The organism is Paradesulfitobacterium ferrireducens, assembly GCF_017310645.1.
GTDB classification, from domain to species: domain Bacteria; phylum Bacillota; class Desulfitobacteriia; order Desulfitobacteriales; family Desulfitobacteriaceae; genus Paradesulfitobacterium; species Paradesulfitobacterium ferrireducens.
This window is the reverse complement of sequence record NZ_JAFLRH010000019.1, coordinates 177,146-198,822: the sequence shown is the minus strand read 5'-3', so window position 1 is coordinate 198,822 and position 21,677 is coordinate 177,146. Positions and strand designations below refer to the sequence as shown.

Sequence of the window (21,677 nt, the reverse complement as noted above, 5' to 3'; positions counted from 1 at the left end):
AATTTCTCCTCCAATCATCTTAATAATCTTTTGATAAATCGTTGGTAATCACACCGCCAAAATCACATCAATCTATGCGTCAATGCCTATTACAGCTATATGGCTAATGTTTCAGTTTTTCGAGCTTTCCATTGGAAAGCCATAACTAGAGCAAGCAAAGCTAAACCTATCCCGTCTGTAACCCACCCAGGTTTGATCATTAATAATCCAGCGATAGCTAGTATTAATCTTTCTATAACACTAGTCTTCTCTATCAACCACCCCTGAACTGCCCCTGCCATCGCTACAGTTCCTATACAAGCAAGCACAAAGGCAATAAGCACCTCATACCAAGTACCAACCATTAGAAGTTGGGGACCGAAGACCCACATATAGGGAATGATGAAGGCAGTCAAGGCAAATCTGGATGAAGTCAATCCGGTTTTAAGCCAATTCGCATCTGCAATCCCTGCCGCAACAATTGCGGCAATACAAACTGGAGGAGTAAGTCCGGATAAGATGGCATAGTAGAATACAAAAAGATGAGCTGCCAGCAGCGGAACACCCATCTGCACCATGGTAGGCGCAGTAAACATAGCCATTAACATGTACACTACAGGCGTAGGCATCCCCATGCCTAGGATAATGCTGATAATCATCCCCATAAATAATACCGGGATTAACTCTCCACCCGTTAGACTCATAGCAATGCTTGAAAACCTCATACCGAGTCCAGTCAGGACAACTGCACTAATAATTATCCCTATTCCTGCACAAAGTATCGCGATCTCTAAAGCAGAGCGAGCACCTTTTTCACAAGCATGTAAAAAGTCTCTCCAACTAAAATGGTTTTCCTTGCGTAAATACGTAACCAAAATAGAGGCGATAATTGCCACAAACCCCGCCTTTGTTGCCGTGTATCCCCGAATCATGAGCATATAAATCAACACTAAGACAGGAATTATTAAGTACCCTGAAGTTTTGAGCACGTGCTTTAGTCTAGGGACTTCATCCTTCGGCAATCCTTTCAAGCCATGTTGAACAGCCTCAAAGTGAATTACAGCAAAGATATTAACATAATAGATTATCGCCGGAATAAGAGCTGTTAGGGCAATCTTCCCATATGATACTCCTGTGATCTCAGCCATTATAAATGCTGCCGAACCCATGACCGGAGGCATAAGTTGTCCACCACTAGAAGCAACTGCCTCAACTGCCCCCGCGACATGGTTGCGGAAACCCGCTGCTTTCATCATGGGAATTGTAAAAGTTCCTGATGCAACCACGTTGCCTATTGAACTTCCTGACACTGTTCCCATTAAAGAGCTTCCTATCACACTTGCTTTGGCAGACCCTCCTGCGAAACGCCCCACTAATGATAATGCAAAGTTGACGAAAAAATCTGTGACTCCGGTCTTGCCTAAAAATACTCCAAATAAGATAAATAGATACAGGTAGGTCGAAGACACCGCGAGTCCAGTCCCAAATATTCCTTCTGATGAGTATGTTAGTAGATATATTAAACGTTCTAAGCCAATACCGGGATGAGCGAATAATCCCGGAAAGTACGGTCCGTAAACCATGTAAACTAAGGCTAGTATCATTAATCCTAAAAAAATGTGGTTGGTTCGTCTGGTCGCTTCAAGGACCAAGACAATGACAATCATCCCTATAACATAATCAAATTGAGTGAGACCTTGTAAATTTCCGATTCTCTCAGCAATTTGCTCGTAAAAAACTGCGATATATCCCACACTGATCAAGGCTAAAGTAGCGATCACAGCATCAATAAACAACCATATCCTGCTTTTGGCTAAGTTCTTGTTGCTTGGATAGAGCAAGAAGAAGAGCACCATAATAAAAGTTAAGTGAACAGCCCTATGAACAATGGAATTTTTGAAGATACCGAAAGCAGCAGTGTATAATTGAAACAAAGATAATGCAACGGCTAAAACTGTGATTAATTTCTTAAAATTCCCTTCAAATTCCCTTATCCCTATATTTCCCTGTATACTTTCCTGGTTGACTTTATGCCCATCGGACATTGCTACCACCCCTAATTAAGCTTTTATGCCTCTTACTTCTTTTTTCATAGCTCGCCAAACCTGTTGTCCACATTTCCAAAAACTGCGTCTTTTTGTTACAAGGTAGAAGCTGGGATCATCTTTCCCATCTAGTATCTTTAAGTTTTTGATTAGCCTCTTCCAGGGAATTGAAACCATAATGTTTAATAATATAATTTAGAGTAATTTCTGAACCATTAATATTTTCATATTTTTGCTTTAAAACGTTTTCATAATAAAGCTTTAGAGTACGTAAAGAATAAGTGGAAAGTTCTCCGCGCAGATACGTTTCAACAGACGTTATACCCGGTGCATCATCTGTGCTGTAAATGGGCCTACCCCTTTTGAGAAGGTTAGGAAACCTTTCTAACAGTTCCTGTTCCCATTCCAAAACAAGCTTGACGATGTTCTCTATCAACACAAGATGTTCAATAGCCATTGGTGGGAGTAAATGCTCAATTAAGGCATACTCCAAGGGAGAAGTTGATTTCATCATACGTGCGTATTTTTCTGTTAAGAGGTTTCTTATGCTCTCCTGGGCCTCAGTGAGGTCAATCAGATAGCTTGCTAGAGCAGCCTCTGACCAACTCATAGCCTGGCTAAGGCGCATAATCTTAAAAGTATTCATATCTTCTTGGCAAACTGCAGTTCCACCGATATTGGGCACATTCCTAAACATATCCCACTCAATATCTATAATCTTTCGAATGAGTTCCTGTTTCCCAGTCATATTACCCCCAGCTAAACTAAATTCTTCTATACTTGGCTTTGGCACTTTCGTATAAGTTATTTCCCTGACTGTCTATTATTACAACAGCCGGGAAAGATTCGAGTTCAATACGGTATATGGCCTCAGGTCCAAGTTCAGGATAGGCTACCACTTCCGTAGAAACGATACGTTTAGAGTATAATGCACCAACCCCTCCAATTGCTCCAAAATAGACCGCACCATGCTCTCGAACAGCATCAATCACAACAGGGGTATATACCCATGTGCCAATAATTCCCGAAAGTCCTTGAGCAAGTAACTGTGGCGAATACTTATCTATCCAACCGCTTGCTTCCGGACCGGCAGAGCCGATAACCCGCCCAGGTTTTGCTGGGGTTGGACCGACAAAATAGAAGAGGTGATTACGCAAATCAACATTTACCTGCTCCCCGCGGGTTAGGGTTTCTACCAGTTTCTGCTGTACCGTATGCATTCCGGTGTATACCGAACCACTAATCAGAACATTATCACCTGCTTTAAGGAATCTAATCTGGTCACGGTTTACCGGTGCCAGAATCTTAATTGCATCTGCCATTTTTGTAACCCCCCTTTAAAACTAACCACTGTATATTTTTTATGGCCTAAACCTAGCATTTTAAGTTAAGACTTCAGGAATATTCTGAACCTTGGATAGAAAAACTCCGGGTAAGAATGGCTAATTATCTATTAAGCCTTATCTTCCCTTATAAACAGGAGGCCTTTTTTCAGCAAAGGCTTTACGCCCTTCTATCCTATCTTCGGAATCACGCAGTATTCCCCAAAGCAAACCTTCCAGCTGGGAGCCTTGCTTGACCGGTAAATCTCCCCCGATGACCACGGCTTGTTTGGCAGCCTTTACAGATAAAGGTGCGTTGGACGCTATCTTTTCTGCCATTGCTTTCGCCGTTTCCATTAACTTGTCTGCGGGAACCACATCACTGACAAGCCCAATCCGATGTGCTTCATTAGCATCAATTCTGTCCCCTGTCAGAAGCATTTTCATGGCAACAGCCTTGGGAATGGCTCTGATCAGGCGCTGGGTTCCTCCCAATCCCGGCAGACTGCCTACTTTGACTTCCGAGAGCCCAAAGGATGCTTTATCGGAGGCAATACGAATATCGCAAGCCAAGGCCATTTCCAGCCCGCCACCAATAGCATAGCCATTAATTGCACAAATTATAGGCTTCCACATTTCCATCGGGGCCAGCAAATTGTCCTCATCAAAATAGGTGGATGCAAAACTCGTTTGCGGCGGCATGGTTTTCTTAAGATCTGATCCGGTGCAGAACGCCTTCTCCCCGGCACCGGTTAAGACAAGTACGCGGATTTCCGGATCATCTTTGGCCGATCTCAGGATTTCATGGAGTTCTTTCCAAGAGTCAGGATCTAACGCATTTAATTGCTCGGGCCGATTTAACGTAATATAGGCAACATGACCTTCTTTACTAAAAAGTACACCCATTTTTTCAAACTCCTTTCTTATCCCTGCACTCTACTTATACATTTCGTAAGGTTTACCGTCTTTTAAGATCTCCCTGGCCAAGAGCCATCTGTGAATTTCAGAAGGACCCTCAATAATCCGGAAAACGCGCACCAACCGAGCAATATATTCAATTGGCATTTCTTTGGTGAGCCCAAGACCTCCATGCACTTGGATCGCCCGATCCGCTATTTTACTAAGCATTTCGGTCGCATATACTTTGAGCATGGCCGCTTCTTTGCGCATGTCCTTGTAGCCCTGGTCTACCTTCCAAGCGGCGTGATAGACCATGAGACGAGCCGCATGCAGTTCCATGGTTGAATTTGAGATCCACCACTGGACAGCCTGCCGGCCTGCCAAGGGCTTGCCAAACGTTGTCCTGACATTGGCCTGCTCAATCATCAACTGAATGAGACGGTCAGCATAACCCAAGCAACGGGCGGCCAGCTCCATTCTTCGAACCCCAAACCGGTTTTGCAACGGAATAAAAGCATTTCCAACCTCGCCTAAAACCTGGCTGGGGTCCAGCTCGATGTCCTCCAAGACGAGTTCATAGGCGAACATATCCCCTATGGTATTAACATTGCGAACGATCTGGAGTCCAGAGGTGCCTTTGTCTACTAAGAATGCCGTAAACCCACCTTTTTTCCCCTTCTCCTTATCAGAAACCGCAATGACAATAAAGAAATCCACTTTCGGAGCAAAGCTGATAAAAGATTTGGTTCCGTTCAGATACCACTTACCGTTCTTGTACTCCGCCCGCGTCTGAATTGCAGCAGCGTCCGACCCGGCATTAGGCTCGGTCATCGCCAGAGCAGACCGTTTTTCTCCCTTGGCATAGGGAACCAGATATTTATCATATTGGTCCTTATTACAGCATGACTGTAAAAGGTTGAGATTCGGAGCATCGGGCGGCAGGGTAAATTGAACAATCGAGCGATTCATTTCCTCTACGACAATCACCTTAGCCAGTGCACCAAGATCCTGCCCGCCAAACTCTTCGGGAACTTCAATCCCCCAGAGGCCTAATTCCTTCGTTCTTTGTTTTAGGTATTCTTCTTCTTCCGGCGAAATCGATGGCGCATCCGTAAAGCCTCTCGCCGCCTCGCGCTCAACAACATTATTTTCTAAAGGGAACAGTTCCGTTTCGGTAAATTTTCGAACCATTCTCTTTAATTCCAGGTATTCATCGGGTAACCTGAAGTCCATTTGTCTCCCCCTGTTCTTTGGCAAATTAGCCAATCACTTTTTCTTCCCTTAAGCCGATAATCTCTTGTTCCTTGAAACCCAAAATTTCTCTTAAGACTTCATCCGTATGTTCTCCCAACAACGGAGCAGGTGCGCTTATTTGGGCAGGAGTTCGCGTCAAACGGACCGGCGAATTATTATAGACATGCCGCCGCATCATGGGATGATTTAGGTAAATCCAATAACCGCGCTCATGTAAATGGGGATCCTCTAGGAGATCTTTGGAATTCTGCACCACTCCGGCTCTAACCCCGGCCTTAACCAACAGCTCCATTAATTGATAAGCCTCATGCTGCTGGGTCCAAGCTTCCATCATCCGGTCTAGTTCATCCTGGTTGGCCAAGCGGCCCGCCAGGGTGATATACATTTCGCTGTCAGCCCACGTGGGGTTTCCCATAACGTTCTTTAACCTCTCCCATTCATCATCATTGAAAACAGCAATGGCAATCCACCTGCTCCGGCCCTGAGTTGCGTAGACTCCGTGAGGAGCTGCGTTTAAGTCACGAGTGCCCATTCGTTCTAGGATCGTGCCATTAGCTGCATAAGTCATAGTTGCTGTGGGCAGCACTGCCAAAGCTGTCTCTGTTTGGGCTACTTCAATTAACTGTCCTTGTCCTGTTTTGCGCCGGTACCATAGGGCTGCCGTGATGGCAAAAGCTGTATGCGCCGGGTTAGGCACATGGTCCGGATAGTTAGTTCCCGTGCCGAAAGGCTCCTTGTCTGGAAAACCGGTAAGATAATTTATACCTACCAAGGCACTCATGGTTGCCCCAAATCCCATAAAGTCCCGGTGAGGACCAGTCGAACCCTGGGTTGGCATCGTCACGTAAATGATATCCGGTTTTATTTTCTTTACGTCTTCGTAACCCAAGTTCCATTTTTCCATTGTCCCTAAAGTAAAATTATTAATGACAATGTCGCTTACCTTAATCAGTTTAATAACCAGGTTCCTTGCCTTAGGGTGTTTCATATTGATATCTATACTTTTCTTATTCGGATTACGATTGCTATAGTAACCACTGCGCTCAATGCCGGGTATGCCATCTTTATACGGACCTGTCAAGCGTAGAATTTCCGGTCTTGTTTTTGTTTCAAGTCGAATCACTTCTGCTCCGTATTCTGCCAGCAAGCGTGTGGTATAGGGTCCTGCCCCAACCCAGGAAAAATCGCAAACCCTTATCCCTTCCAAAGGCCTTTTACTTAGCATAGCTGACACCTCGTTCCCCCATGGATTTAATCTCTTCGATGGAATAACCGAGTTCTGACAAGACCTCAACCGTATGCTGCCCGAACGCCGGAGCTGAAGATTTTAACGCCCATGGCAACTTTTCTAAAGAATAAGGTGGCCCCGGGTAAGTAAGCTTTCCCTTAATAGATTCTGAATACATCTCTCTAAAGTAATTGCGGTAATACAGCTGGAAGTTTTCTAATACATCTTTGGCGTTATTCACTGGGTAAATGACCACGTTGCGTTTCTGGCTTTCTTCATACAGTACATTTTTAGGATACCTCGCGGAGAACTGCTCGAATATCTCTTTGAATACATCCTTAGCCTCTTCCTTTTTGCGGTAATCCGGTTCCTGCCATTCTTCGCCCTGTAAAACCTCAGCATTGGGAATCTTTTCTTCAAGCAGCCACTTCACCAACGGATCCCAGAGATGAGTATTTCGGCCCATCGCTGCCATCACATACACATGCCCGTCCTGGCAAGTATAGGTTCCATACCCTGCCTCTACCGCACCCGCTGCCCGGCGAATCCGCCCCTCTAAATCGTAGGTTTGGATCGCATTCTCCAGAGCTGTGGCGACGCTTTCCTGGATCGAGACATCAATGAATTGACCCTCGGAAGTTAAATCAGCATGCATTACCGCGAGCATACTGCCCAAGGCAGCATAGAGATCAGCCTGGAAAAAGGACTGTTTATCCGGAGCCAAGGCAGGCTTGTCATTGTCGGCCCCCGCCAGGAAAAGCATTCCGCCCATGGCCATGGTCGTTAAATCAGAGTAGGGATAATCCTTATACGGGCCGTACTGGCCATACGGTGTTATGGCAGTATGCACAAGTTTAGGGTTAAGCGAAGACAATGTTTCATAGCCCAAACCCAGGCTTTCAAGATACCCCGGGGCAAAACTCTCAATGAGCAAATCTATCGTTGGGATCAGTTTAAGAAAAGCCTCCTTACCCTCGGGAGTAGTGATATCCAAAACGATCCCTTTTTTATTGGTGTTAAGGTATTGGTATCTTAAACCGTTTTCAGTTCCGGGTACGTCTTTATAAAACGGTTTTTCCCGTCGAGTCGGATCTCCCTCAAGCGACTCCACTCGAATCACTTCAGCCCCTAAATCCGCGTACAGTTTGCCTGTGTAAGCTCCCAGCTCACCGGCAAGTTCAACGATCCTCAGGTTATTAAAAATATTTCCCTCAGCTTGGTTCATCTGTATTCCCCCCTTTCGCCTCATTTCTTACCTAGCCGATATTGGCAAATAAGCTTTTTCCACCACAAACGAAAATGGTTTGCCCGGTAACATAACTTGAGTCATCAGAGGCAAAATATGCGACCGCATGGGCAATATCTTTTGGAGAACCGATTTTCCCAGTGGGCTGTGCTTTGAGCAGCCGTTCTTGCACTTCCCCCGGAAGAGTTTGCCACAAGGGAGTTTCGATGATACCGGGGGCGATGCAATTCACTGTGATCCCTTTTCTCCCGAGTTCTAAAGCTAAGGTTCTGGTAAGGCTTACAACCCCCCCTTTAGAGGCCGCATAATTGGCCTGACCCGGTCCGCCTAACCAGGCTCGGGAGGAGATATTTACGATCCGGCCGTAGTTTTGCTCCCGCATGTACTCGGAAGCAACTTTGCTGGTAAGAAATTGCCCCTTGAGATTCACCGATATGACTGAATCCCAATCTTCCACCGTCATTTTCTTAATGGAACGGTCTTTGGCAATCCCCGCGTTGTTGACCAGGATATCGATTCTGCCGAAGCGCTCGATGATCGCTTTGAACATTTTTTGGACATCCTCAAGCTTGGTTATATCGGCTACGATACCCATGGATTCCCCGCCGCTGTTGTTAATTTCCTGAACCACCCGGTCTACCTTTTCCTGGTCGACGTCGTTGATTACCACGCGAACCCCATGTTCGCTCAATCTTTTGGCCACTCCTTCACCAATTCCGCCGCCTGAACCGGTTATCATGGCCACGCGATTATCAAAATGCATGTTGCCACCCCCATTTTTACACTAAGACTAGACAGAAAGAGAACTGAAAATACTCTTACCACCGCAAATATAGATTACTTGACCGGTGATGTAGCCCGCTTCGTCATCTGCATAAAACTCAGCCCCGTGGGCAATGTCTTTGGGTTTACCAATTGTTCCGGTTGGCTGCATTTTCATTAGATTCGCTTTGGTTTCCTCCGGAAGGTTGGTAAAGAGTGGGGTTTCAATAATCCCCGGGGCAATACAGTTCACCGTAATTTGATTCTTGGCCAATTCCTGAGCCAATGTTCTGGTCAAACTTATCACCCCGCCCTTTGACGCGGAGTAGCAAGTCTGTCCAACTCCTCCCAACCAAGCACGAGAAGAAATGTTTATAATCCGGCCATAATTTTGCTCCTTCATCATGGCAGCTGCGGCCTGACAACATAAGAATTGTCCTTTAAGGTTGACATTAATGATACGGTCCCAATCCTCTTCTGCTATGCCAACGATTCCCTTGGCTTTATCAATCCCCGCATTATTAACGAGAATATCAATCCGTCCGAATGTATCCTTAACAGTTTTAAACATCTCTGTTACCTGGGCCTTGTTTGAAACATCGCAGGCAAATGCCAACGCGCGCTGACCGTTTTTCGTGATCTCCTCCGCTACCCGGTTCGCCTGTTCCGCATTCACGTCATTGACGACGACTGTAGCCCCGTCTTGGGCAAACGTTTTCGCGATGACCTCACCGATTCCGCTACCAGCGCCGGTGACTAGGGCAACCCTATCTTTGATCGCCATAAGAAGTTCTCCTTTCGCCTACTATCAGGTCACTTAGACTGAAAAAATATGAACACCGCAGGCCGCGTTATCCATCCCGGATACTCCGCCTCCTGTGATATGGATCATGGCAGTCTTTGCTCCTTGGATCTGCCTATCTCCAGCCTGCCCCCGCAGCTGCCAGACCGCTTCGACCGTCTGGGCTACGCCGGTAGCACCGAGAGGGTGTCCCATGCATAATAAACCTCCTCGGACACTAAACACATGCCTGCCGCCTAATTCCGCTTGCCCGCTTCGCAAAAACGATGCCGCTTCCCCTTTGCCGCAAAAGCCTAAGGTTTCGTAGTAGAGAAATTCTGCGATCGTAAAGGCATCATGACACTCCACCATATTGATATCTTCCGGTCCGATGCCCGCCATTTCATACGCTAATCGGCTCGCGCGCTGGGTAATCTCCGGGATCGTCATATCACTGGGTTGATTCTTGAACAACCCGGAAACCAGAATGGAAGCTTCAATCTTGACGCCCTTCGCCCCCAGCTGCAGCATCTTTTCTTTAGAGCAAACAACCGCAACGGCTGCTCCGTCTGCTACCGGACAGCATTGTAAAAGAGTAAACGGTTCAGCCACCTTGCGCGAGGCTAAAACTTCCTCTACTGTCACCAGATTACGATATTGGGCATATGGATTAAGCGAACTGTGCTTGTGATTCTTAACCGCTACCAGGGCTAAGTCTTCATCCGTCGCACCATATTGCTCCATATACCTGCGCGCACGCATGGCATAGATCCCTGGCATCACATTACCCAGAATACCCTCAATGTCATCCTGATCAGGAGCTAAGGCTTCTCCGCCGGTCCTGCCACCGGTCAAGTTCTCAGTTCCTACCGCCATCACCATATCATATTGGCCACTGGCAACTGCCGTGTAAGCCAGATTAAGAGCGGTTTGACCGCTGGAACATGCATTTTCTACATTCACAATTTGCATGCCGGTCATGCCTAATTCTTTGAAAACCTTTTGACCGGGTGCCATGCCTGCTTTAACATTGCCCACATATCCTGCCTGGATCTCCCGCTTATCTACATTTGCGTCCTTTACTGCCTTAACAACCGCTTCTTTTCCCAGATCATAATAAGGTCTATTCGGAAATTTCCCGAAGGGAGTCATGCCGACTCCAATCACATATACCTCTCTCATGAGTTAATCCTCCTTCAGTGCGCACGTTGTGCGCTTCATATACATTTCCCAGAAATCATCGCTCCTGCGATGCGATGTAAGACAACCGACTTACCTCATGCGAAAGCCTCTGGGGAACAACAGCATGTCGGTAAAGTCAGGATTAGACAGCAGATGCTGTCGAGTAGCCTGGCGAGTCAGGCCATATATGGTAAAGCCTGTGGGCTGAATCCGGGTCCGTGGCTTTGGAACGCTGCCGGATGTAAACTCCGGTATCAATGGGTATACCCAATATAAGAAGGATTGGGTATAAGCAGGCCTATTGACGCACCTGCGGTAAGCAGGGTAACGACCAACCGGATACCTACGTATGGAGACACTATATGGAGCTGTCAAACGTGACCTGCCTAAGTGCCGTTCTCGGCGGCATATGGCAGAGAGCCCTAAAAGTAGCCCAACGGCCTTCTGTAATGAAAGGCACATGGTGAAGGGGGGCAGTATTCCAACTTCCAATTTTGAAAGGAGTTGCTTTGAATGGAGCAATCAAAACTTGTGGAAAGATTGGAAGGTTATCGCCGTCGAAACAATGCCGACCATTGCTACGTCAACGGTGACCTTTACCGGTTGTTCTACAACAGAGACCTGTACATTATCGCTTACAACTCCGTTAAGTCCAACGACGGCGCGGAGACCTCCGGCGCTGATGGCACCTCCCTGCATGGCTTCTGCGAGGAATGGATTACGGAACTTATCACCTCCATGCGTGACGAGTCCTACCAGCCTCAGCCAAACAGAACAACGATGATACCTAAACGCAATGGTAAAATGCGCAAGCTCAGCTTTCCAAACGGAAAGGACAAGCTCGTTCAGGAGGCAGTCCGCATTATCCTGGAGTGCATCTACGAACCTACCTTCTCTAACCTCTCTCACGGTTTCCGGCCAAAACGGTCCACTCAAAGCGCCATAGCCGAGGTGGAGACGTGGAGAGGTACGATTTGGTTTATTGAGGGGGATATCTCCGCCTGCTTTGATGAAATTGACCATCGCACACTGGAAACGATACTTCGGGAGCGTATCAGCGACGAACGTTTCATCCGGCTTATCAATAAGATACTCAAGGCCGGTTATTTCGACATGCAGCACATTTACCATGGAACCAAAATCGGAAACGCCCAGGGCTCTTGTTGCAGCCCCATACTCTGCAACATCTATCTCGATAAGCTGGACAGATTTATGGAAAACATTATCGAGACGGACACCACAGGTGACTACCGCAGGCAAAACCCTGAATACGCCAAGGCAAGATACCAATACAAAAAGGCGGTCAGCAACGGCAGCGACCTGAAAACCATTAAGCACCTGAAGTGTGAAATAGAAAACCTCCCGTCCGGTGACAGATTCGACCCCAATTTCCGCAGAGTGAGGTATGTGCGCTACGCTGACGATTTTCTGATTGGCCTGATTGCTTCCAAGGCCTATGCAGCTGACTTGAAGCAGAAAATCAAGGAGTTCTTAAAAAGTGAACTCTGTCTGAGGTTGAGCGACGAGAAAACCAAAATCACACATGCCGCAGATCATGACGTGACCTTTCTCGGATATATCATCCGCAAGGGCTCTGTCAAACACAGCAAATTTCAAAGCAACCCTTTTGACCCAGCCCTCCGTATCTACATGAATATGGATGGTATTTTGAAAAAGCTACGTGAAAACGGTATGTGTACAAACAACGGTTACCCCATTGGTATCACTCGCCTCCTTAGAGAATCTCCGGAAGAAATCATCAAGTACGGCAACCAGGTACTTCGTGGACTCCTGACCGGGCAGCGTGGCTGCGCCAACTTCTATAAGGGTGCGCGCATCCAATACATTGTGCAGCTTTCAATGGCTAAAACGCTGGCGCGCAAATTCGACATCAGCATGAAGAAAGTGTTCGCCCGGTACGGCAGAGCTCTTACGGTCAATTACCAAAATGCCAAAGGTAAAGCCTGCTCAGTCAGTCTGGCACTGTACAAATCTTTTGCGAGGCAAAAGGACTTCTTCGCCAAAATCAAGTCGGCAGTTAAATCGTTCTTCTTCCTGCCCATGTACAGCTTGATGGACCCGCTTGCCCATGTCTGCTACATCTGCGGTAATCCGCATTCCAATGTAAGCATGTATCACAGGAAAGCGAAGAAGAAGCTCGACAAGCCCTATTCACCGATTGTCACTGTCATGCTGGACATCAACCGGCGTCAGATACCCCTTTGCGCACACTGTTTTGCCAAGGTCGAAGCCGACAGGTTTCAGCTTAATCAGCTAAAACGACGATAACCCATTTGGAATATGGAGAGCCGTATGCGGTGAAAGTCGCTTGTACGGTTCGGGAAGGGGCGGGTTACTTTGCTAATCCGCCTATTTCATTTCATGTACGTCAGTTATTCAACGGCTTTAAACATGTAACTAATCATGGCCGGATCGCCGTTTTTATCCATGCGCACCACTCCTTGGACAACTTCGACATCCATACCGAGCTTGATTTGATCGTGCGGTATTGCCAATTGCGCATAAATTCGGACATTTTCCGGAAAATCTACATACCCCACTGCATAAGGCGCTTTAATCCCTCTTTGTCCTACATGAATGATGGAATAACTGTAAAGTTTTCCGGTTCTGCTCAAGCGGATCTGCTTTAAGTCCGTCCAGCACTCAGGACATATTTCCAACTTAGGAAACCATACCTTACCACAATCTTCACATTTATACCCTAAGAGGTAAGGCGCTTCGCCATCTGCCGGAACAACAAACAAATCAGGATGAAAAAAAGTCGGCCCGCTTGCATCTACTAGAATTTGTTCGCTCATTTTAACATCTCCATTCTTTTATTAGTTAGAGAACCATAGGCTAAGTTAGACGGCTACAAACCAATTTCTTTTTCAATGTATATCTTTCCCCTCCTTTACCCTTACGGCCACCCTGGTGTCACCGATTGCTCCAACCTCCTGTTTCAGTTTGCTCGAATTTCTCGTCTCCAGTTGTCCGAACATCTGACTCATGGTTTTTACAATTTAGGAGCCGTTTTGCTAAGAGAACAGTTGCAAGATCCATTCCAATCCCAACACATGGGCAAATATCTAATATTTTCGGAATATTTATATTGTTCTTAAAACCATTTGATGATTTCTATCATCACTCAAGACTGGAAAAAGTATATTCTGTCGAATTGTTATATAAACTAATTCTGATGGCAATGTTCATCGCTGATGGTAGGAATCATCACTTTTGCTCACACACAAGAAAAAAAGACCACGATTGTGGTCCTGAACCTAGTTTTTTATTCAACTTTTCCTAAATAAATTCCTAAAAATTTATTCAAATTCGAACTCGAGCTCGCTACTATCCCGCTCTTGTTTCTCGGCATAAATTTCTTCGATCAAAGGATTACAAGGTGAAGGGGTATTGCATTTCGGACATCTACGCATATGTATTCCAGAACAACAAGAGATCCCGCTGCTAATGCGTGTAAACTCATTCATATGACCGGTATAACCACATTCGATGCATTTCATGGTGCGCACCTCCATTACAAATTAGTAACCCTGCTCCGGAACAAACAAGTTACGGTCCGGGTCAAAAAACAGATTCACTTCCTCCAAGTTCAGATAACCGATGCGCTGGAAAATTGACGTTAAAGCTTCTTCCACAAGGTTTCTGTTTTCTCTGAGTGCTTCCAGCTGATTGATATAATAGTAAGAAAGGGTCTGGTTGGAGAAGGTTTCAAATTCTGCTCGCAAGTATCTCAATGATCTTTCACGATCCTCTTCATCAAAGCAGGAGGCATCTCTAAATATATTTGGATATCTCTTCTTAGCCTCCGCCTCCCAGCTCGATTCGATCTGAATAATATTATCTATCAGAGGATCTGCATTCATAGGCGGGACTAGGTCATCCATACGGGCGTATTTGAGCGTAAGCAAGTTAATCCCTTTGCTTTGAGCATTTTTTAGGTCCAACAGGTATGACTGTAATGCTTGCACTGACCAAAGCTCGAAGCTGCATTCCCTAACCACCTTAAAAGTCTCGGGCTTGTCATGAACGACAGCTCTTTCCTGGCTCGACACCAACGCCAACATTTGTTGTTCGATTTCTAAGATTTCATTGATTAAGCGACGCTTTCCTTTCATCCCGCACCCCTTCTTTCGCCAATAATCTTGAGCAAAAGAACTTGGATCATTAAAGAAGGCAGCTTGCCAATTTCTATTTATTCACTCCGATTAAGCCCCCGACGGTAAGACTTTTTCCTGCTACAAAACCGGCTTCAATTAGCATTTTAATAAACGGCTTTAATTCTTTAGCCTCCATCGAGTTGACATTGAGATACTGATAGCTCTCCATTCGCCCCAACAATTGATATTTCTTCTCTCCATAGCTATGAAAAGGCAAGAGATCCACGGCCTCAATTCTTCCGACAAATTTACCGAGGTACTCCGTATATGCTTCGTAATCACGTTGGCTGTTATTAAATCCAGGAATCATGGGCAGCCTGGCCCTTACTGCCGCTCCAGCCTTAACTAGGTTTTCAAAGTTGTTTAAGATTACATCTAAATTCCCTTTAATGATGTTTTTATACTTTTCAGCATCCATTGCTTTGATATCGATTAAGAATAAATTGACGTATTGTAGCAAGGGTTGGAGATGGTGCCAGGGGCCGAAGGCTGATGTCTCCAAAGCGACATGAAGACCCTCTTGGCGCAGGTTCTTGGCCAATTCCAAAGTGTATTCAGGGAACATCATTGGATCTCCCCCGCTGATGGTGACCCCACCCCCGGAATTGAAGAAAAACATATTGTCAGCAGCCGCTTCGCGAATGATTTCCGCCATGGGCATTTCCCGGCCTGCAATGTCTCTGGCCCCTGTCAAGCAGGCATCGGCACACTTGCCGCAACCGATACACTTTGATCGGTCATACTTGAGAAACGCTTCCTGCCCCCTCTGCTCAATATAAGTTGACCCAGTAGGGCAACGCTCCGCACAGCGCCCACACCCAATGCATTTTTCAGCATAGTAACTGATTTCCTTTTTGGTCAGTTGGGTATCTGGATTATGACACCAGGGACATCTCAAGGGACATCCCTTAAGAAAAATTGTCGTTCTAAATCCCGGGCCGTCTTGAAGAGAATAGCGTTGAATATTCGTGATGAGCGGTTCTTTGATGTTTTCAAGCTGTGCCTCTGCAGTCGACATAATATCCCCCCTCCGCATAAAGAACCAATTTCTTAGGCCACTCAAGCGACCGTTTCCGTTTATATTCCAATCATAGATACGTGGTGTTGGCCAATAAACTGGCGAATTCCGTTGGCAGTTCCTTTAAGCCGTCCACAAACACAACCTGATTTTCATATTCTTCTTTTAAGGCTGTCTTATTGCTGGGTGAGCAGCCAAAACCGAGCGTTTTGAGGTTGATCTTTTTGCGTTTACAGTATTTAATCGCGTGTTTAACCTCATTGCCCCAATTGGATGCTCCGTCTGTCAGATGAATAATGAACGGTCGCCGGGCGCTTTTTTCCAGCATCAAAGCCGTGGCGATAATGGCCTCGGCCGATGCAGTCCTCCCTCGGGGAATCACGGTATGATGCATCCCGTGTTTAGGGGTGAGTTCCGTGAGCGTGCATTCCCCTCTAACCTCGGAATAGCAAAAAATTCTGGTATTTTTATTAAAGCTTTTTACCGCCTCGTAAAGGGCGTGGTAAATTCTTTGCACCAATCTCCATTTGGGCCCGCCCAAAGAACCGGTCGCATCAACCAGCAACACAACCTCGCTATTCATTTCAAGTTCTTGCTTCTTATAGCAGAAGATCTCCCCGTTTATCGGGGCTCTATACAGACGGCGGGAATCCAGTTTCCCACTTTTCAGTCCCCGCGTGTAAATATTTCTTTTTTTAGCATGGTTGCGTAGAGCAATATATAGTTTATATACCAGCTCACGGTCCAAGGACTGAACCAAAGGGATGACATGATCCGTGACTTTAACCGGGACGACTTCTGAGTCCTCACCTAAGATTGAACTAATATCATCCGTAAGATCAAAAACCTCGTCACTCAAATTTGCTTCAACTTCTTCGGCTAATTTGACTTGGAGACTCTTTACCGCTTCAATCGGTCCTTCCGAAATATCATTGTTTTCACTCTGTTTTTGTCTCAGAGGATCAAACCGATCCGCTATCCAGAAGCGGGTGATCCCTTCAATATCGCGCCAGATACTTGAATAAAGCTCAACCCGAACAGAACAGCGTTCGGTTACGCTCCTGATCTTAGGACACTCATCGATCAGTTCCCGCACGATTGAATTCAAGAGGGTAAGAGATGCCTTATATTCTTGCACTAAGTCATACCCGCGGGCGCTATAGATCTCAGGTGAGAACTCCAGTTGATATTTGCTTCCGCTTCTATCCCCGGCCATCAGCCACCAGATATGCATCAGTTCAGCAAATGATGGAGGCTGAATAAAATTCTTCCTGGCCTCCTCGATTTGATGAAGACGCACCTTTTCTGTATAGAGGCCTAACACACTACGGTTAGAAACAATATCCGCGTAAATCTGCTCTGCCATTTCTAGAAACATTTTGAGCTTATAGTTTAAATCAGCTTTAGGTTGGGCAAATCTGACAAAGGTTTGATCAATGACGCGCTGACTCCATTCAGTCTGATTTAAAGCTTTACTAATCATCGTACCGATTGCCATATCCGTCTTATGCCCGGGAACGGGGTAACTGCCCATGACCAATGCAGGATTAAGAGCAATATCTGTATCCTCAGAAGTGGAACGCATCCCGTTCCAAATTACAGTTCCGACATTCGGTCCAATATAGCTGGCAATCCTTCTGGTGGACATGAGCAAATTGGCTAATTCTTTCGTTTCAAGCGCTGATTTCGTCGTACGCCAATAATCGGATATTCCTTCCCCTCCTGCAATATAGAACCGTTCAATGACATCTTTCGTCTTCGAAGTCATGGGCTCTATCCCCCTTACTTAAAGGAATGCTTATTTAGTTGCATTATGCGCCCTCAGACATATACTTCTGGTTAGCCTCGCAAAGCGCATGGGAAATTTTTGCTAAGCAATGCTCTGATTAAATAGGATGTATTCACTTGCTTTGCTTTCTACATTTCCGTTCTCTAAGTGGAGTGTAAGCAAAATAGACTCCAAGTGTTCCTTGGTGGTTTGCAAGCTGTAAACAATGGCATCCCTGGTTGTTGTTCCCAAAGCAACGAGTTCAGCAATCATTAAACTTGTTCTTGTAGAAACATCCATGGGGAAATCCGAATGCCCCCGTAATTTATTAATAATTGTGACAATTTCCCGTGCTTTTTCCCGGTTGATTCCGGACTTTTGCGCCAGAACCTCTGCTTCCACCTCCGGGGGAATATAATCCATCAACACAGTATAAAACCGGTCTCGCAACGCCGGATCAAGCATTTCCGTCCCAATATATTCTTCGCCTTCATTCATGGTAGCGAAAAAGACCACACCGTCAGCTACCTTTATTAGCCCTAATTCATCCATCCAGATTTGCCTGTCCTCGGCCAAAATCGAGTACAACATGTTTAAGGCCTTGGGGTTTTCCGGACGGTTGATTTCTTCCAAATGAATCACACAACCCGGGGTCTGCAGGGCTTCCGGAAATAAATAGGGCCGGTAGCTCGTTTCCCCGTCTTTCAACGTCTGTTCACCAAACAATTGTCCAGGTTCAGATAAAATTCCAATTTGGAAATGGGCAGTCGGACGGTTATAGACCGCTCCGAATTGACTAACCAGAGAGGATTTGCCGCAGCCCTGTTTCCCGGTAATGAGAATGTTTACCGGGTGGCGTCTGGAAAGGTTCTCCATTCTATCTAAAATTACGCGTAATTCTTTATCAATATAAAAATACGGATCAACCTTAGGAACAGCTATACTTATAGGCTTTATGTCATGAGCCATAGCAGCGAACCTCCCCAGTCTATATTTTATTGGCGTTTATTTTCGTCTCCAAATTAACGTCAACTCTTAAGAGAATAAGCATCTAAGGTTAATAACATGTACTTCTAAAGAAGTACATGTTATTAACACAAAGTCAACTCAGACGTGTTCTCTGAAATCAACTTCTCCTTCTTCGTATTTCCCACAGGTACAATTATAATAATCCGGAATAAGTCTTTTCCAAATACCACCCAAGTGATTCTTGTGCCCGATACAGGTACCTTTTAACGGATTAACGAAGTCAGGACTGCCCCATTTGCAGCTTGAACAAGCCTTAGTAGTACCTTGTTCAACAACAATATCCAAATTGCCTGCCATCTTATTCACTCCTAAACAGTAGTTTTACTTAAGATTAGCTTCAGGTAGGGGAGTACCGGCATGCAGGTACTCCCTTTGCTTCCCCTGCTTATAATTCAACACCCAGATATTGTAGATCTGCGGGCTGGAAGTCTTGCTCAGTCCGAGCAATAATTGTATTTTGAGCATAGGTTGACAAGTCAACGAAGCGAGCACTGAAACCGGCAACACGTACGATTAAATCCCCATGTTTTTCCGGCTCTTTCTGAGCAGCTCTCATTTCCTCATTGCTTACGACATTAAACTGAATATGGTCAATATTTAAGTCACTCCAAGTATTCATATATGCCAGCCAAATGTTGAACCCTTGAGCACTCCGCATAATGGGAACGGACAGACGCTGGTTCAAAAGGTTCGCCTTTTGCGTGGATGAATTAACTTTGGAAACAGAACGTAAGACCGCGGTCGGGCCTTTCTTATCCGTACCGATGTAAGGCGAGATTCCCCCATCATCAGCCGGATCACCGCCGTAACGGCCATCCGGGGTAGGACCGGTTCGGGCACCAATTTCCATGTACAAGCCAATCGCTTGACCGGTTGGGAGCACCGGACCGCCGGAGTAGTTCGTGATCTTTCTCATTTCCCCGGCAATAATGTCTTCGTAGAACTTCTTGATAATCTCATCTGCGTACGGATCATCATTGCCCCATTTGGGAGCATTATAAAAGTCCTTGCGCATTTCTTCATACCCTTGCCAGTTATTATGCAGAGCTTTTTTGAGTTGAGCGAAGGTGTATTTCTTGTCATCGAAAATCAATTTCTTAATGGCGACCATAGAGTTGGCCGCAACCACCGTTGTGATGGGGTTATGCCAACCATTAGGCTGTTCCGACAACTCCATGGACTCTCTTCCAAGTTCCATACAGCCGTCATCGATTGCTGAAAGAAACGGATTTTCAAGGATTCTGGTTTCCCAATATCTTGAGACATCCTTAGCCCTAATCATGAGATCCATGCCCCAGCGATACTGTTTACGGAAAGCTTCCCATACATCCTCAAAGGTCTTGAAATCTTCCACATGACCGGTTTCAAGTCCCACTTGCATGTTGGTGAAACTCCAGTCATAGCCATTATTAAGGGTAATTTCCATAATCTTCGCCGGAAAGATAGAGCCGCCGCCCTCACTCCTCGACTTCTGGGTCTTTCTTCTTCCAACCAAACCAGGCGACATACAAAGTACATTAGCCCAATCATGTGCTTCTTCGATCGTAGCACCGTTGCCGTTTTTGCTAAACTGGGAGAAATACATCATTTGTTGCGTCCCTACGATGTCGTGTTTAATTGAGGGATAGCCCAATCCATCACGGATGCATTCAAAGACCAGGCGTTTGGTTTTCAGCCGTCCTTTGGGATTCCAGCGAAAAGCAATGGAAGGCTCAGTCGTACGGATATTTCTGGCAGCCTCCAAGATCGCGTCTGTGCAGTCATTGCAGCCATCGGAGCCATCTTGATTCAGTCCGCCCAGCGTGAAAATGAAGAGGTCATTCGAGCCCGGGAATACTTCACGATACCCTCTGGATTTTCCGGGGGCATGCTCGGAGATTTTTAGACGTTCACATTCAAAAATTTCTACAGCATCTTCATGGGTCATTGGCTGGAAGCTCTTGTCAACAACACTCGCTTTATAATAAGGCCAATGCAGTTTGTCTGCTTTATGAGCGTACCCGCTGCTGTAGCGTTCGAGCGCATGTACGACCAAGAAGGTAAACCACTTGGCCTGCATGCTATCCCGCAATCCTTTAGCCGGTTCAGCAGGAACGCGTTGGCAAATATCGGCTATCATCAGAAGTTCTTCTTTGCGTTGGGGATTCGTTTCAAAGTTTTCAGCGATAATTCTGCAGAGTCGGGCATGTCTTCTGGCCCACGCTATAACCGCTTTAGAGGCTATAATCATGGATTCCCAAAGATCAATTTTAGGCAGAAGCTGTAGTCTTTCCGGAGCATTCCAATAAGGTGCTGCAAGCTTTTCTTTCGCTTCCTTGATATGCTCCTGTGCCAACTCAATTCTTTTTAACAAGCCATCCTCGAGTACAGTCTCATAAGGTGGAACGCAGCTGTTAAAACCGGTTGCAAAACCAGGAGTCTCCAATGTACTCATAGAGTACATAACATTAATTTCATGTTGAGTAAAATAGGTTTCACATTTCTTTTGCAGAGAATGCTCAATCCAAAACTCAGCTAGTTCTCTTGCTTCTTCTACCGGCTGAGGCGCAATTTTAGGGTCTAAAATATAATCCATACAAGCCATGTAAGATTGCTCAGGATAAAGCGGTACATAGTTCGGATTTTCAGCATTAAAACCGACAATAAGCTCATCTTCCTGGACAATGACCGTACATTTATTCAGAAGATTTGCCAATAAATTGGCTCTCCGGATCACATGCGGCTTTCCTGTGTCTTTTTTATAAGCCTCAGTGATCAACTGCATGCGTTCAATCCCTGCTTTTACATCCTTTTCCACAAACTCGCCACCAGCAGAGTGTTTCCAACGGCATCTTGCTTTTAGTCTTTTAGTTCTCTCAGTTGTTGGTTTCGCCAAATGTTCATGAAGTTCCTCATCTGGAATATTTTCCTCTGCTGAATTCTCAAATGGAAATTCAATAACCTTGCCTTTGTATTCGAGCGGTTCATGCCTTGTGGCCATTT

At 45.8% G+C, this 21,677-nt stretch carries 18 protein-coding genes; 1 reads left to right on the top strand and 17 read right to left on the bottom strand.

Annotated features, from left to right (window positions below):
• Nucleotides 1-95: 95 nt before the first annotated feature.
• From J0X21_RS08255 to J0X21_RS08210, 10 genes are all read right to left on the bottom strand, one after another.
• The gene (locus J0X21_RS08255; RefSeq protein WP_206811718.1) at nt 96-2,024 is read right to left on the bottom strand and encodes a TRAP transporter permease; all 1,929 of its coding nucleotides are present in this window, start codon (nt 2,022-2,024) and stop codon (nt 96-98) included.
• Between the two features lie 115 nt (nt 2,025-2,139).
• Nucleotides 2,140-2,772, bottom strand: coding sequence for a DUF4125 family protein (locus tag J0X21_RS08250; RefSeq protein WP_206811717.1), 633 nt, complete (start codon nt 2,770-2,772; stop codon nt 2,140-2,142).
• Between the two features lie 16 nt (nt 2,773-2,788).
• Nucleotides 2,789-3,346, bottom strand: coding sequence for a fumarate hydratase C-terminal domain-containing protein (locus J0X21_RS08245; RefSeq protein WP_206811716.1), 558 nt, complete (start codon nt 3,344-3,346; stop codon nt 2,789-2,791).
• Nucleotides 3,347-3,484: 138 nt separating this feature from the next.
• Nucleotides 3,485-4,252: an enoyl-CoA hydratase/isomerase family protein gene (locus J0X21_RS08240; protein ID WP_206811715.1), complete on the bottom strand. Its 768-nt coding sequence runs from the start codon at nt 4,250-4,252 to the stop codon at nt 3,485-3,487.
• Nucleotides 4,253-4,282: 30 nt separating this feature from the next.
• Complete coding sequence (locus tag J0X21_RS08235; protein ID WP_206811714.1) at nt 4,283-5,479, bottom strand: acyl-CoA dehydrogenase family protein; 1,197 nt, start codon at nt 5,477-5,479, stop codon at nt 4,283-4,285.
• Nucleotides 5,480-5,504: 25 nt separating this feature from the next.
• Nucleotides 5,505-6,725 (bottom strand): CaiB/BaiF CoA transferase family protein, encoded by a 1,221-nt coding sequence (locus J0X21_RS08230; protein ID WP_206811752.1) that lies wholly within the window; start codon nt 6,723-6,725, stop codon nt 5,505-5,507.
• Nucleotides 6,715-7,953, bottom strand: coding sequence for a CaiB/BaiF CoA transferase family protein (locus tag J0X21_RS08225; protein ID WP_206811713.1), 1,239 nt, complete (start codon nt 7,951-7,953; stop codon nt 6,715-6,717). The genes J0X21_RS08230 and J0X21_RS08225 overlap by 11 nt, the downstream gene beginning before the upstream one ends.
• A gap of 31 nt (nt 7,954-7,984) precedes the next feature.
• Entirely contained in the window at nt 7,985-8,737 is a 753-nt protein-coding gene (locus J0X21_RS08220) for an SDR family NAD(P)-dependent oxidoreductase (protein WP_206811712.1), read from the bottom strand.
• 27 nt (nt 8,738-8,764) lie between these two features.
• On the bottom strand, nt 8,765-9,520 hold the full coding sequence (locus J0X21_RS08215) for an SDR family NAD(P)-dependent oxidoreductase (protein ID WP_206811711.1): 756 nt from the start codon (nt 9,518-9,520) through the stop codon (nt 8,765-8,767).
• Nucleotides 9,521-9,553: 33 nt separating this feature from the next.
• Nucleotides 9,554-10,699: a thiolase family protein gene (locus tag J0X21_RS08210; protein ID WP_206811710.1), complete on the bottom strand. Its 1,146-nt coding sequence runs from the start codon at nt 10,697-10,699 to the stop codon at nt 9,554-9,556.
• Nucleotides 10,700-11,212: 513 nt separating this feature from the next.
• Here J0X21_RS08210 and J0X21_RS08205 point away from each other — a divergent pair.
• Nucleotides 11,213-12,988 (top strand): reverse transcriptase/maturase family protein, encoded by a 1,776-nt coding sequence (locus J0X21_RS08205; protein ID WP_206811709.1) that lies wholly within the window; start codon nt 11,213-11,215, stop codon nt 12,986-12,988.
• Nucleotides 12,989-13,092: 104 nt separating this feature from the next.
• On the opposite strand, the gene J0X21_RS08200 is transcribed toward J0X21_RS08205, so the two are convergent.
• From J0X21_RS08200 to J0X21_RS08170, 7 genes are all read right to left on the bottom strand, one after another.
• On the bottom strand, nt 13,093-13,518 hold the full coding sequence (locus J0X21_RS08200) for a Zn-ribbon domain-containing OB-fold protein (RefSeq protein ID WP_206811708.1): 426 nt from the start codon (nt 13,516-13,518) through the stop codon (nt 13,093-13,095).
• 726 nt (nt 13,519-14,244) lie between these two features.
• Nucleotides 14,245-14,838 carry a DUF4125 family protein gene (locus J0X21_RS08195; protein WP_206811707.1) on the bottom strand — a complete coding sequence of 198 codons (594 nt, stop codon included), beginning with the start codon at nt 14,836-14,838 and terminating at the stop codon, nt 14,245-14,247.
• A 73-nt stretch (nt 14,839-14,911) separates the two neighbouring features.
• Nucleotides 14,912-15,898: a glycyl-radical enzyme activating protein gene (locus tag J0X21_RS08190; RefSeq protein WP_206811706.1), complete on the bottom strand. Its 987-nt coding sequence runs from the start codon at nt 15,896-15,898 to the stop codon at nt 14,912-14,914.
• Between the two features lie 70 nt (nt 15,899-15,968).
• A complete protein-coding gene (locus J0X21_RS08185) occupies nt 15,969-17,666 on the bottom strand; it encodes a vWA domain-containing protein (protein ID WP_206811705.1) in 1,698 nt (565 codons plus the stop codon).
• Nucleotides 17,667-17,768: 102 nt separating this feature from the next.
• A complete protein-coding gene (locus tag J0X21_RS08180) occupies nt 17,769-18,635 on the bottom strand; it encodes an AAA family ATPase (protein ID WP_206811704.1) in 867 nt (288 codons plus the stop codon).
• A gap of 138 nt (nt 18,636-18,773) precedes the next feature.
• Nucleotides 18,774-18,992, bottom strand: a complete 219-nt coding sequence (locus J0X21_RS08175) for a benzylsuccinate synthase beta subunit family protein (protein WP_206811703.1) — start codon at nt 18,990-18,992, stop codon at nt 18,774-18,776.
• 88 nt (nt 18,993-19,080) lie between these two features.
• Nucleotides 19,081-21,675: a pyruvate formate lyase family protein gene (locus tag J0X21_RS08170; protein ID WP_206811702.1), complete on the bottom strand. Its 2,595-nt coding sequence runs from the start codon at nt 21,673-21,675 to the stop codon at nt 19,081-19,083.
• Between the last annotated feature and the right edge of the window lie 2 nt (nt 21,676-21,677).